The 14,630-nt window shown below is 35.4% G+C and carries 10 protein-coding genes; 1 reads left to right on the top strand and 9 read right to left on the bottom strand.

From position 1 onward, the window contains the following. Positions 1-5 precede the first annotated feature (5 nt). Positions 6-3,107, top strand: coding sequence for an Ig-like domain-containing protein (locus AC3QL1_RS06035; RefSeq protein ID WP_492495988.1), 3,102 nt, complete (start codon positions 6-8; stop codon positions 3,105-3,107). Positions 3,108-3,274: 167 nt separating this feature from the next. Here AC3QL1_RS06035 and AC3QL1_RS06030 read toward each other — a convergent pair whose 3' ends face one another. From AC3QL1_RS06030 to AC3QL1_RS05990, 9 genes are all read right to left on the bottom strand, one after another. Further along, on the bottom strand, positions 3,275-4,663 hold the full coding sequence (locus AC3QL1_RS06030; RefSeq protein ID WP_492495986.1) for a T6SS phospholipase effector Tle1-like catalytic domain-containing protein: 1,389 nt from the start codon (positions 4,661-4,663) through the stop codon (positions 3,275-3,277). Between the two features lies 1 nt (position 4,664). Further along, a complete protein-coding gene (locus tag AC3QL1_RS06025) occupies positions 4,665-5,756 on the bottom strand; it encodes a DUF2931 family protein (protein ID WP_492495984.1) in 1,092 nt (363 codons plus the stop codon). Next, the gene (locus AC3QL1_RS06020) at positions 5,756-5,929 is read right to left on the bottom strand and encodes a hypothetical protein (RefSeq protein ID WP_492495982.1); all 174 of its coding nucleotides are present in this window, start codon (positions 5,927-5,929) and stop codon (positions 5,756-5,758) included. Before AC3QL1_RS06020 ends, AC3QL1_RS06025 begins: the two co-directional genes overlap by 1 nt. A gap of 9 nt (positions 5,930-5,938) precedes the next feature. Next, positions 5,939-7,789 carry a phage baseplate assembly protein V gene (locus AC3QL1_RS06015; RefSeq protein WP_492495980.1) on the bottom strand — a complete coding sequence of 617 codons (1,851 nt, stop codon included), beginning with the start codon at positions 7,787-7,789 and terminating at the stop codon, positions 5,939-5,941. A 38-nt stretch (positions 7,790-7,827) separates the two neighbouring features. Beyond that, the gene (gene tssD, locus AC3QL1_RS06010) at positions 7,828-8,220 is read right to left on the bottom strand and encodes a type VI secretion system tube protein TssD (RefSeq protein WP_492495978.1); all 393 of its coding nucleotides are present in this window, start codon (positions 8,218-8,220) and stop codon (positions 7,828-7,830) included. Positions 8,221-8,481: 261 nt separating this feature from the next. Next, complete coding sequence (locus AC3QL1_RS06005; RefSeq protein WP_492495977.1) at positions 8,482-9,036, bottom strand: DUF5683 domain-containing protein; 555 nt, start codon at positions 9,034-9,036, stop codon at positions 8,482-8,484. A gap of 441 nt (positions 9,037-9,477) precedes the next feature. After that, positions 9,478-10,365 carry a hypothetical protein gene (locus tag AC3QL1_RS06000; protein WP_492495975.1) on the bottom strand — a complete coding sequence of 296 codons (888 nt, stop codon included), beginning with the start codon at positions 10,363-10,365 and terminating at the stop codon, positions 9,478-9,480. Between the two features lie 19 nt (positions 10,366-10,384). Continuing rightward, positions 10,385-13,750 carry a transcription-repair coupling factor gene (gene mfd / locus AC3QL1_RS05995; RefSeq protein ID WP_492495973.1) on the bottom strand — a complete coding sequence of 1,122 codons (3,366 nt, stop codon included), beginning with the start codon at positions 13,748-13,750 and terminating at the stop codon, positions 10,385-10,387. Further along, positions 13,743-14,369 (bottom strand): hypothetical protein, encoded by a 627-nt coding sequence (locus AC3QL1_RS05990; RefSeq protein ID WP_492495971.1) that lies wholly within the window; start codon positions 14,367-14,369, stop codon positions 13,743-13,745. Before AC3QL1_RS05990 ends, mfd begins: the two co-directional genes overlap by 8 nt. Positions 14,370-14,630 lie beyond the last annotated feature (261 nt).

Here is a 14,630-nt window from a genome sequence, read left to right as displayed (position 1 = left end):
AAATTATGAAAATCAAAATTACCACCGGATTATTTCATTTTACGAAAGCAGTAGTCTGTTTTCTATTATTATTTGCAAGTTCAGTTTATGCGCAGGATCCCGCTCAGTACGGAACGCCATACACAGGAGTTCCGGACCCGAGAGATGCCAATATTTATCAGGTTCACATTCGTCCGCACAGTGCTTCGGGAACTTTAGCCGCAGTTACATCTGATCTGGACCGAATCAAATCACTTGGTATTAATGTGCTTTATTTAATGCCAATTTATCCTTATGGAACCGATTCAAGAAGTTCAAACTCTCCTTATTGTATCAAAGATTACAAATCAGTAGGTTCTGAATACGGAACACTTACCGATATGCGTAATCTGGTCGCTGCAGCCCACTCCAAAGGTATGGCAGTAATGCTGGACATTGCCGTAAACGGAACTTCATGGGATCATCCGTGGACCATATCGCATCCGGAATATTACCAAAGAACCGGAACCACAATCAATCAGTTAGCCAATTTCTCTGATATTGCCGCACTGGATCTTAACAATACGGCACTTCGTGCCGCAATGAAAGACGCGATGCGTTATTGGATTTTTGCCGCAAATATCGACGGATATCGTTGTGATTTTGCTAATAATCCTCCTCTTGATTTCTGGACAGAAATTATCAGCAATTTAAGAGGAATCACATCTCATAACTTATTAATGCTTGCCGAGGGGGATCGTCTACAAAATTTTCAAGCCGGATTTGATATGAATTTTGGTGACAAATGGTTTTATGATGCCTTAAAAAATGTGGCGGGCGGAGGTCCGGTTTCTACAAGATTCCAAACCACAAACGACATGGAATATACGTATGCAACCGGAAGTCAGCAAGAAGTAAGATGGACTGCCAATCATGACTCAGAAAACAACAGCGATACTGCTCCTTTTACAGTATTTAAAAGTAATGCCGGAGTCGTTGCCAATTTCTTAGTTTCGGGATATATGAAAGGAGTTCCTTTTTTAACCAGCGGACAAGAGGTAGCTTTCAATCAGGTAATTCCATGGCCTTACACGAGTGTAAAAATTAACTGGAGCAATACCGCTGCTACACCTGAATTTGCTAAAATACTTAACTTTAGAAATAGCAGTGCCGCCATCAGACGTGGTACTATGACTCCTTATGCAAGTGATGATATCTGCGCCTTTACAAAAACATTAGGAACAGAGAAAGTTATTGTCATGACCAATCTTAGAAATGCCAGCAAAACATTTGTGATTCCGGCAGCATTGGCAGGAACTTATAAAGACGCTTATACGGGTGCTAACGTAACATTGGTTTCGGGAGCTACGCAATCTTTTAATGCTTTTCAGTATATCGTTTTAACCAATACAAATGTGGCGACTGTAGCCGTTACAGGAGTTTCGGTTAGTCCAGCGACGGCAACAGTTGGTTTAGGATCTACGCAACAATTAAATGCCACTTTAGCCCCTGCAAATGCTACAAACCAAAACGTAACCTGGACATCAAGCAATACAGCGGTTGCCACAGTAAACGCTTCTGGATTAGTTTCAGCGGTTTCAGCAGGAACAACAACGATTACCGTGAAAACAGTTGACGGAAATAAAACAGCGACTTCGGCTATAACGGTTGCGGCAATTCCGGTTGCTTCAGTAAGTGTTTCGCCGACAACGGCAAGTTTATATGCAGGAAATACACAACAACTTTCAGCAACAATTGCTCCGGCAAATGCTACAAACAAAACAGTAACGTGGAGTTCTAGCAATACAGCGGTAGCCACTGTAAATTCATCAGGATTAGTTACAGCAGTTTCGGCAGGAACAGCTAATATTACCGTAACAACACAAGACGGAAGTAAAACCGCAATTGCAGCAATTACTGTAAACCCAAATACGAATTTTACGGTTTATTTCTATAAACCATCAAATTGGGGAACTGGAATTAAAATCTATTATTGGAGCGCTTTGCCAACAGGAATTTTGGCTGATGCATCATGGCCGGGCGTAAACATGACCAATGCAGGAAATGGCTGGTATAGTTATACGTTTACCAATGTAACTTCGACTAATTTAATTTTTAATGACGGAACAAGCCAATCTGCTGATTTAAGCAGGAACAAAACGGGTTGGTACATGAACGCAATCTGGTACGATTCTAACCCTGGAACCGGTGTGGCCGTTACCAGCGTAAGTTTGAGTCCGGCTACAGCTTCATTATCCGTTGGTGCAACGCAACAATTAACTCCAACTGTTTTGCCTTCAAATGCAACAAATAAAGCCGTAACTTATAGTTCAAACAACACCGCTGTAGCAACTGTAAACAGTTCTGGTTTAATTACCGCTGTAGCGAATGGAAATGCGACAATTACAGTTGCAACAGTTGACGGAAATAAAACAAGTACTTGTGCCGTAACTGTTTCGACAACTTCTACCGGAGGAACTTATTATACCATCAAAAACAGATGGACAGGAGCTTATTTATCTGATGCCGGCGCAAATGTGGGTTACGGAACAACAATTTCAGGCAACAATTATAAATGGCAGAAAATTGCTATCGACGCCACTTATTTTGTACTTAAAAATGTAGCAACCGGTGAACTGATGAATATAGAAAGTCAAACCGGAAGTGTTCAGGCTAATATAACCGATACCACTTTCTGGAGTGCACAATGGTCAAGCGATTATATTGATGGAACGTGGACAAGATTAAGAAACAGATGGCAATCAGGAAACATTATTCATGTTGAAAATCAAACGGGATCTGCACAATACGGAAATTCGCAAGATGGCTGGTACAGTGCACAATGGCAATTGGAACCTACAACGGTTGGAACTGGTAAATCTATTAAAACAGAAGAAATTTTATCTTCTGAAAAAGCAATCGGCATTTATCCAAATCCATCGACAGACAATCAATTTCATGTTTTATTACCTGAATTAGAATCTGGAGATGTGGCTTCAATTACAGTTTTTGATATTAATGGAAGAACTGTTTTAACAGAAAAACTTTCAACTTCTGGACAAATTAATCATCATTTAGCTTCTGGTGTTTATATTGTAAATATTAACTCTGCAGCTTTTAATGTTACTAAAAAACTGATTGTTAAATAATATATTATGTTTAAAAAATTAAAGGCGCATGAGGTTTTCATGCGCCTTTTTTGTTTTGTTATCGTGGAGTCTTACAGATATAAAACGTCAATTATCAAATAAATAATAATAAGTATTTACAAATTAATCCATAAATAGATTGTTTATTTTCAAACATATCATTTACGCTAAAACATTTTACGTTTTCTGTCTTTTGCAGGTTCCATACCAAGAGAACCAGCATCAGCTGACCAATGTAAATATTCATTACGCAGTTTTCGCAAATCTTTTTGTTCTTGTAATTCTTGTAAATATGTATTGTAATTTATATGCCCTTCTGTTACACCATTATATTTTTTATGAATATCTCCAAACCATTTAAAAGTATAAGGTATACCATTACCTAAAATATATTCCCGCAAACGCTTTTTTACACGCAGAAGCAACGGATCGTTTGAAATACTATATTTTTTATTTTCTATTTTTTCTATTTTAAAAGGTACTTTTTGTGCTATTGCTGACTCAGTCATAAAATGTAATGGAATATAACTGTATGTATTTTTTAATTTTCGTGTTCCTTTTAGTTCATGTTTTGGCCCCATAAAAGAAATATTTAGTTGATCTTCTAAATACCAATATTGGTCTATTAATATCTCTGAAAGTTTTTTTAAATTTTCTTTGAAATTTTTATCTATTGCTTTCACAACTTCAACACCATCATTATAACTTCCTCCAACATCTGAATGTGCTCCTGGCAATTCTTTTTCTTTCCCCACATTGGTTTTAGTCAGCGAAAAATTGGCCCGGTGCTCATCTGCGGCTGTAAAATGCAGTACAGTTTTTGCCTTAGACAAATTGTTTAACTCTATTTCGGTAGTATCATTATCAAAATTTGGGTTAACACTTATTCCTGCAGAATAAGAAGATACAGTGTCAAAAAGGCCTAAAAACCGTACTTTTATCAAATCTACCTTAATATTATTTTGGGCTAAATAATACCCTAAACAACCTCCTTTATTTTTTAGATTAACAGATGAAGGATAGCCTTTTTTACTAATCTCATTTAAAAAAACCCGTGCTGCTGCCGCTCCTCGGCTAAAACCAAAAACATCAAGATAAAGTATTGGAATAACCTTGTCTTTTATACCTGCATTAGCTATCGCCACGGCTAATTTTTTACATCCTTCTTCTACTTTACCTAAAATTCCAGTACCTTTAAAGATAAATCCAGTACCTAAACCCGCACCTAATATTGAATCTTTTTTTTCAGTCTCAGTACCAATACCATCAACATATACAGCCAATTTATCAGGATAAGCATCATGAAGTCTTGCTACGTTAGACCATGCATTATAATAACTACTGCTTTGGTCATGTTTACCATTTTTACGATAGGCTTCTGCTGAAATGGTTTCTTTGGGTGTTAGTTTTTCGCCTCTCGCCTTTTTATCGTAGTATTCTTTTGCATTTGTATTGTTTTTATTATTATTAGTGCCATCAAAAAAAATACCGATAGTTAAATCTGTAGTTTCCTCTTGTTTTTCTAGTGGTGTATAATCTCCAAATACTATACTCATCTTAATTATATTTACCGGTTCGCGTTACTTTTTCTTGTATAGGATATTGTTTTCCTGATTGTTCTATATACAACTCAGTAACCCTTTCAGATTTTAGCTCAATATTAGGGTTGATTTTTATAACTATTTCAGCTGGTTTATTTTTATCAATGTATTCTTTGAACAATTTTCTAATTTCATTTTTATCAAAATCTACTGGAATTTCATTCTCTCCTCCACCATCCTGAAGATATTTTTTCCAATGTTCTTTATCATCTGTAAAAGATATTCTAGACACAAATCGTTGCTCTTTTTTACCAATGCTAACGGTCCAGAAAATTTCAAAACAAAAAGGGATTGCTCTATATTCCTGTTCAATTGCTCTGTCGCAAGGATTTTCATTTTCTCCATTAGACATTCTAATATACAATGATGTAATTTTACATCCCTCTGGTAAAATTACCTTAGGTTTCCAAAGATATTTTTCTCGATAGTTTTCATAAACTTCTGGTGCAGGATAACCATATTTAATAATCTGTTCTCTAATGTCTTTAGAGATTGTGCCTTCGTAAGTTAACATGTCCTTGGTATAATCTTTCTCAAACATGTACTTTTCATTTTCAGTTATAAGTTTAGGATCAATCGTGGTTTCTTGAGCCTGAAATCTGGCAACTTCAACTTGTTTTCCAATTCCATTAACCCACACCACAACCATGCCTTTTGGGGCAAGACCAATGTTTATAGATTTATAGGGTTCTACTACAGCTTTCCCTGCTGTTGTAGAATAAAACCCCTCATCAAAAAGCTGTTGCATTTTTTCTGTCGGGAGTTTCCAGTCACCGGTATAAAATTTATTATCAACATAAGACAGCCATGTCAAATCAAGTCTGTCGGGCAGTGGTGCTTTTATATAATCCACATTAATGCCACTACCCCAGCCAGAGTTGCTAAAGCCACCCATCTGGCTAAAAAAATAACCTCCGGCTGCTCCGGTATAAACTTCTACAGGATATTCCCTTGGTGCAGAAATATCCGCTGACCATTCATATTGTTTTTCCATACATGAACTTATTGTTATTGCTAAAAGCAATAAAATGATTTGTTTTTTGATCATTATTTTTCTTTTCTGTGAAGTATAATTTTTCTGCCACCTATTAATTCTAAATTACCTTTAGTAGCTTCATAATTCAATTTATTGGTACTTTTTTCAAGTTTGCCGCCAACATTTAAATGATAAGCATCTGTGACCTTTATTTGGATATTTTTAGCTTGTTTTATAATTGCCATAACTTTGAGTTAAAAAAGATTTGATTTTTCTGCACTATTAATAAGAATTTGTTTTCCACTCTGAATTTTCATATCTTCCTGATGGCTGTAGAGACTCGCTTCTGCAGCAATTTCATTAGAAACATCAGCAGTTCTGCTGAAATCTTTTTCAACCATTTCAGTTCTATTATCCGACTGTTCCATAATATTGCCATTTGCGCCTATATAAACATCATGTTGTGCTTTCTGAAAAATATCATTTCCGGCATCAATCTCAATATCTTGTTTTGCATCTATTTTTATATCTTTTCCTGCTTTCAAAACAATATTGTCACCAGCCTCAATCTCTATGTTTTTCGGAGCCAGAAGTTTTATATTCCCTTTTCCATCCATGAAATATTTATTCCCGCTTGGGTCTTCAATCAAAATACTGCCGTCAGCATCGTTATAAACTATCATGATGCCAGAGCGGGTGCGAAAAACTTTCAAATCATTATTGGGTGTGCTATAGCCGCTTTTTTCTTTTTTACTGGTCAGTGTTCCCGTTACAATGGGCATTTCGGCATTGCCTCCCTGAAATTCCACATAAACGGTATCGCCAACTTCGGGGATAATATGAGATCCTCTTGCCTCACCGCCATACTTTTGCAAAAGCGGGATATAAGGTGTTGTCTCGCCTTTAATTTCCTGCCACGGCATTTGTACCTTAACACCGCTTAGTCCGTCAGGGTCATCATTTGCCATAACTATCGCAGACTGGCTTTGGCAATGCGGTATTAAATCGGGATTGGTCTTGGGTGAAAATACAGAACCGCTGAAGTTTACCGCCGTAAATTGGTTTACATAATCTCCGCCATCATCGCAGTTATGGGTAATTTGGGTTACCTTGTAAGTGCTGTCAAGCTGCACATCAACACCGGTAATCCTTACATTATTGCCTAAAGTAATACCGGGAACTTCGCTCGTGCCTTTGATCTGCATAAGTCCGCCCATTACGGCTCGCATTTTATTTTTGGTGTATTGCTGCGCTGTATTTCTCCCTGATGCTCCAGCCGAATTCTGATTGAGCTGGATAACGGTTTCCTTGCTAAAAACCTGATTGGATTTGTTGATGAAATTTTGGTGGAACCCATCAATTTCTTTTCGGTAATTTAAGGTATTGTCTGAAACAGGAGTTCCGCTTCGGTTATCATTTTCTATTATTTTAAAAAGAGCAGGCTTTACTTTTAGGTCATAGGTAAAATCATGCATATTAATACCATAGGTCAAACTAACTTCCGGACCATGACCGCCTGCATCGCCAAAAATAATGGTACGGCCGGTATAATAAAACCATTGCCCGTAACGCTTTGCAAGACGGTTCAGGAAATTAAAATCGCTTTGGTTGTATTGTACCGTATAGGCCAGGATATCTTTGTAAAAAGGCAAAATCTCCATATCCAGCTCATAACCCGATTTAACTCTGCTGACAATATCCGCCAAAGGCATTTGGGTAAAAGAGTTGGTTTCAGGACCATTTTCCAGCATAATCGAAGAACTGTATCCGCTTATAACCATCGTTTCTTCACTATCGAGTATGCGGGATTTTCGAATTCTTACTTTGGTTACAATACCGTAAAACTGCATGATATAATCTTTCGGATTTGTAATAATCATCAGGTCATCAAGATCCGGAATTGGTTTTATTTCAATGCTAATTTTCTCGCCTTCCAGTTTTTGGGTAACTGGCATAACACTTTTAAATTCCTCTACCAGTATATCTGTTCGTATTTCAAATGAAAAAGTATGATGATCATGTATTTTCTGGTTGACTTTTAGCCTTGTGAAATTTCTAATTATTGTTTCGCCAATTTTTATCGTTGTATCGGTTTGTAATGCCATTTTTAATGATTTTGGTTCTGATAGTTTGTGATTATTTTTTACGAGTTTTTCCAATTACTCTCAAATACGGTATTCCCAATTTTTATTTCATTGGACGAAATCAGGATTTCCGTGGTCATTGGGTTTACGCCTTCACTGCGGAAGTTTTTATGAAAAGAAATGCAGTATGCTTTTTTAAAAGCCACGTTTTTCATGGTACTCATGGCATCCCTGCGGTAAAAAACAACCTTGCCGTCCTTGGTACTGGTTTGCGAAACCATCCAGTCTGAAAACAGATCGGTTTGGGTACTTTCCACAATCATTCTAATTTGTCCGCCTTTGGTTTTATTGGCTGGTTTTCCGTTGTTGTCTACATTTTGCGTGAAGGTCACATCAAATTCTAAAACATTAAAGATTTCATTGTCCAATTCTAATTTTGCTAAAAAACTCATAGGTAATTTTTTTAATTATTTCGGTAATCACTTTTTAATGACCCCTGATAAGGTTTATTGGTTTCTTTTTAACGAATTGATTCGATCTCGTTTAAAAAGCAATTTTGACTGAGATTTCAGTAAATTTAGAGGTGAAGCCAGCAAATAAGCACCCTGAATAAGTTTAAAAAATGACAGAATAAGACATTTAATGTTTCGGTGTAAACACAAAAAAAGGCGTATGAAAATTTCATACGCCTTTTTTTGTGTTTGAGTAATTATTTAAAATGTATAGTTGATAGCAAACCCAAAATTTGATTTTAAATTTTCGTTGCTGAAATTTGTTGCCGGCTTAAAAGCCAATTTTTCACTCACGTTAAATTGAGATAAAGCGGCATCAATATTAGCATCAATTATATTCAAAACATAAAAACCAACAATGAATAATGCTGATAAATCTCTGTTTCTTTGAAATCCTTTTTGAGCAGCAATTAATCTGCTTTCATCAAATCTGGCTAAACTTGCAGAGGAACTTGGATTTCCCGCAAGTCGGTTTTTATATTCGTCTCTGTAAAGATTATAGCTTTTTTGATTGTCTATATAAAGATAAACACTCGTGCCAATTGCGCCATAAACCAAAGGAAGTTTCCAATATTTTTTATTGTAAATCTGGCCTAATCCCGGAAAAATAGCCGAATAAAAAGCTGCTTTGGCAGGCCGTAAAGGATCTATCGTTTCTGATTTTAAAGAATCTGTCGCTATAATTTGCGGTGTTTTCTGAGCGAAAATTGAAGTTAATCCAAAAAATAAAAATAAAACAATGTAGTGATTTTGCATATAAGTTGGTTTGGAAATTTGATCCAAAGAAACCTTTTTACTTCTAAGTTTTTTCTTAAGTAAAAGATAAATAAAACTTAATGTTTTTTGTTTTACTCCTCAAACAACTCCATCAATTCCAACGCTCGTTTTATTGATTTTACATTTTCGAAAGTCAATAACAAACGTAATCCGTTTACAGTTTGTTTTTCTTTCATTTTACAGAGATTGCTGTGCTTCTGAACAAAATTTAAAATATTTCTAAACTTCACAAACTGGTAATAATCGGATTCTTAGTCTAAAACCAAATAACCAAATCATTTTGCCTTGCTTCAAACTAATTTCTCGATTCCAAGACGGATTGATCCATTTTATGCGAATGCTGTTTAACAGTGCCGTCGCTTTTTGGCAAAGGTCCAAAATCATGGATCAGTTTTCTATAGTACGCCGATAAAATATTTTTTAATAATAATCAAAAACTATTTCACTTTCTGAGCTAAGATTTACTCCATTCTCATAAATATAACGGTTCTTTTTTACGGGAAAATTTTCTGTATTATAAAGCATTTTATCTTTTACATATGTTTTGCCATAATATTTTACTGCTGTTTTATTATTTGGAGAATAATAATTTTCATATGTACTAAAGCTGTCATAAATTGAATAATACAAACTTTGATTTAATTTCTTATAGCTGTGGTAATATGGATTATTTTTATCATCATATTCCGTTTCCACTATATCAACATAATTTGTTATATCGCTTGATATTGTCTTTATTATATTCCCTTTTGCATCATAGACATATTCAGTAGTAGGATAAAATTCTTTGCCGTCTCCGTCTGTAAACCCTTTCTTGCCCAATCTTTTCAAAATTTTTCCTGAAGCATCTGTGCTAAGTTCAATAATAGAAATGTATGGCGTATCAAGATACATTGCATTATAAGATGTAATTATAACCTTATTTGGGGCATATTCAAATACTTTAAAATCATCCGCTCCATCAACAGTACTCTTAATAAGACGTTTTTGGTTATCATATTCATAAGAATACGATTGAGAATGCGCTGCCGATTGGAATTTGTGTTTTATCACTTTTCCTTCTGCATCATACTCATACTTATAAATCTGAATTTCACCATCTGACCAACGATTTGTTATTTCTACTAAAAATCCATTTTCGTATTTATAAAGCTCTTCATAACCTTCTTTTTCCATTGTAGCAGACTTTAATAAAACTTTATTAAAATCCTGACCATCAGAATCATTAGAATCATTAGAATTATCAGAACTACAGCCCAAAACTGTACTGATTATTAGTATATAAATTAATGTAATCTTTCCTTTCATTTAAATAATTTAAAAAATTTTACTCCTCAAACAACTCCATTAACTCCAAAGCACGTTTTATCGACTTCACATTTTCGAAAGTCAACAACAAACGTAATCCGTTTACGGTTTGTTTTTCTTTCATTTTGCAAAGATTACTATGTTTTTGCACAAAATTTAAAACATTCCTAAACTTAGATGATTGGTAATAATCCGATTGTTGGTCTGATACGAAATAACCAATCATTTTACCTTGTTTTAAAACCAATTTTTCGATTCCAACATTCGTCGCAATCCATTTAATTCGGATACTATTCAATAATGAAATTGCTTGTTTTGGTAAAGGTCCGAAACGGTCAATTAACTTTCTTTCGAATTCCTGCAAACCGGCCTCGTCTTTTATCGCGCCCAATTCATTATATAAAACCAAACGTTCAGAAACGTTATTGATATATTCATCCGGGAATAAAAGTTCAAAATCAGCATCAATCTGAATGTCTTTTACGTATTCTTTGGTATCGATATTATTTTCTTCCGGATATAAATCTTTGAATTCGTTTTCTTTCAATTCTTCGATGGCTTCGTTCATGATTTTTTGGTACGTATCAAAACCAATTTCGTTGATGAAACCGCTTTGTTCGCCGCCTAATAAATCTCCTGCTCCACGAATTTCAAGATCTTTCATCGCAATGTTAAAACCGCTTCCAAGTTCGCTGAATTGTTCCAAAGCCTGAATACGTTTTCTGGCATCTTCGGTCATAGAAGAATATGGTGGACAGATAAAATAACAGAATGCTTTTTTATTACTACGACCAACGCGTCCACGCATTTGGTGCAAATCTGATAATCCGAAATTATTGGCATTATTGATGAAAATCGTGTTCGCATTTGGTACATCCAAACCACTTTCGATAATTGTGGTTGCCACCAAAACATCAAAATCTCCGTTCATGAACCCTAACATCAATTCCTCCAATTTTGCGCCTTCCATTTGTCCGTGACCAATTCCAACTCTGGCATTTGGCACCAAACGCTGAATCATTCCGGCCACTTCTTTTATGTTTTCAATTCTATTATTGATGAAGAAAACTTGTCCGTTTCGCTGAATTTCATACGAAATAGCATCACGAATTACCTCTTCATTAAATCCAACAACGTTTGTTTCTATAGGATAACGATTTGGCGGAGGCGTTGTAATTACCGATAAATCGCGCGCTGCCATTAACGAAAACTGAAGCGTTCTCGGAATTGGCGTTGCCGTTAATGTCAGCGTATCAACATTTGCCGCAATGGTTTTTAGTTTATCTTTTACGTTAACTCCAAACTTTTGTTCTTCATCGACAATCAATAAACCAAGGTCTTTAAAAACGACATTTTTGTTAACTAATTGATGTGTTCCAATTACGATATCGAGTTTTCCTTCGGCTAAATCTTTTAAGGTTTGTGCTTTTTGTTTGGCAGTTCTAAATCGGTTTAAATAACCTACAGAAACCGGCATATCTTTTAATCGTTCCGAAAAAGTTCTGTAATGCTGGTACGCCAAAATAGTCGTCGGAACCAAAACAGCAACTTGTTTACTATTGTCAACGGCTTTAAATGCGGCACGAATCGCGACTTCCGTTTTTCCGAAACCAACGTCACCACAAACCAAACGATCCATTGGGCGATCGCTTTCCATGTCGGCTTTTACTTCTGAGGTCGATTTGGTTTGATCCGGCGTATCTTCATAGATGAACGAACTTTCTAATTCGTTTTGCAAATAACTGTCCGGTGCAAACTGAAAACCTTTTTCCAATCGGCGTTTTGCATACAACTGAATAAGGTTGAACGCAATATGTTTGACGCGCGCTTTGGTTTTTTGTTTTAAAAGTTTCCAGGCGTTCGATCCTAACTTATAAATTTTCGGCGGTGTTCCGTCTTTTCCGTTGTATTTCGAAATTTTATGAAGCGAGTGAATGCTTACATACACGATATCATTATCGGCATAAACCAGTTTTATGGCTTCCTGCGTTTTGCCTTCCACCTGAATTTTTTGCAAGCCACCAAACTTCCCAATTCCGTGATCGATGTGCGTGACATAATCACCAACAGAAAGTGCTGTTAATTCCTTTAGCGTGATATTCTGTTTCTTAGAATACCCGTTTTTAATATTGAATTTATGATAACGCTCAAAAATCTGGTGATCGGTATATGCTGTAATCTGATTTTCTTCGTCAATAAATCCTTGATACAAAGGCAATACAATAGTATGATATTGTTTGCGGATGTTCTCTGAATTGGCTTCGTCTAACGATTCAAAAATATCGTGAAAACGTTTTGCCTGTGTTTCATTAGAACAGAACAAATAATTTTTATATCCGTTAAAATGATTTTCGCTCAGATTATTCAGCAATAAATCAAATTGTTTATTGAAAGAGGGCTGAGGATTAATATGAAAATCGAATGTTTTAGTGGTTTTGAAAATTGGTTTTGAAGCCAATTCTACAATAGAAAAATCTAAGGCTCGCTTAATAAAAGAGCTTTGATTTAAGAATAATTGTTCCGGAGCAGCGTGTTTTATTTCGCCCGAAAGTTTCCCAAAAGCTTCTTCTGCCCTTGAGAATTGTTTGTCTAACTGACTAAAAAGTCCGTCGGTATTTTGAATAAAAATAACGGTTTTCTCTGCAATATAATCTAAGAAACTTTCGCGGTTTTCCTGAAATATCTTGTTTTCGACATTCGGAATAATCGTGATTTTTTTATGGGTTTCGACAGACAATTGGGTTTCGACATCAAAACTTCTGATGCTGTCTACTTCATTTCCGAAGAATTCAATTCTGTACGGATGATCGTTTGAAAAGGAGAATACATCGACAATTCCTCCACGAACCGAAAATTCGCCCGGCTCTGTAATAAAATCGACTCTTTTAAACTCATATTCAAATAAAACTTCGTTGATAAAATCAATCGAAATTTTATCATTCAAAGCCACTTTCAAAGTGTTTTTATCCAATTGTTGGCGCGTCACCACTTTCTCAAAAAGTGCTTCAGGATACGTAACAATTATAGCTGGTTTTTTACGGGAATTAATTCGGTTTAAAACCTCAGCGCGAAGCAAAACATTGGCATTATCTGTTTCATCAACCTGATACGGACGTCGAAATGACGCAGGATAAAACAATACATCCTGTTCGCCGATCATTTGTTCGAGATCATTCAGGTAATATGCCGCTTCTTCCTTATTGTCGAGAACAATCAGAAAAGGCAGTTCTGTTTTTTTGAAAAGAGCGCGAATTACAAATGAAACTGCAGATCCTAACAAGCCGTTAAGATGCATTTTAATTTGATTTTGTTCTAGTAATTGTGTGGCAATCTGCAGATTTTTTGGCAGATTATCATACATGGTATATAAGGCGTTTTTACTCAACTTTTGGTGAATTTTGATCTATATTTTTTGGCGGCATTGGAGCCACCGCTGTATTTGGAATCGCACGTGTTGTATCTAACATTCTCAGAAAATCTTCTTCTCCCTGCTCTTTTGGAATTTTACTTTTTACAACAAGGTTATCCATTTGTCTTTCTAAAGAGACTAATTCTTTGTTGATGTCTCCTATTAAAAAAGTAACTTTTTCATCCGGAATTTGGTTTAAATGAATAAATAAATCCATCATTTTGACTTTGGTAATCAAAATTGAAATTCGGCTTTTTATTTGAGGCTGATTAAATTGCGTTGGAATATTATTGTTTAATGCCAGTGCTTTTTTCGAAATTGCGGTTGACTTTTTTTGAAACGCACCAATCGTTTTTCTTGGTTTTTCTCCAATTTCTTTCAGGAAATCGCGCCACTCCGGCCAGTTTCTTTCATTTTGTTCTGAAACTTCATTGATGGGTTCATCAATAAAAATCCAGGCTTTATTGATGTTATTAAATATTTTTTCGTTCTTTTTTGCTTCTTTTTCATTCGCCGCACGTCGTTTTTCGTCATCATCCTGACATGAATTCAGTACAAAAATCAAAAGTAAAAAAAGAGATATTTTATATTTCATTTGGTAAAACATTAAGCTACAAAGTTACAAAGTAAATTTACAATTATGAATGCTGTTTTTTGCTAAAGATTCTATAAATCATGGATGTTTTTTTTGCCACGAATTGCTCGAATTATCCCGAATTTAATTGTGTGAAAAAAATTTAACCACAAAGTACGCTAAGATTTAATTTTGTATTACGCATAAAAACACAAAGTTCACAAAGCTGTTTCAACACAAAGCTTTGCGAACTTTGCGTTTTTACTAAACCCGGTATATTAA

The sequence above is a fragment of the Flavobacterium sp. GW823-FHT04A11 genome (genome assembly GCF_058796535.1).
This window is presented reverse-complemented; position numbering and strand designations above follow the sequence as displayed.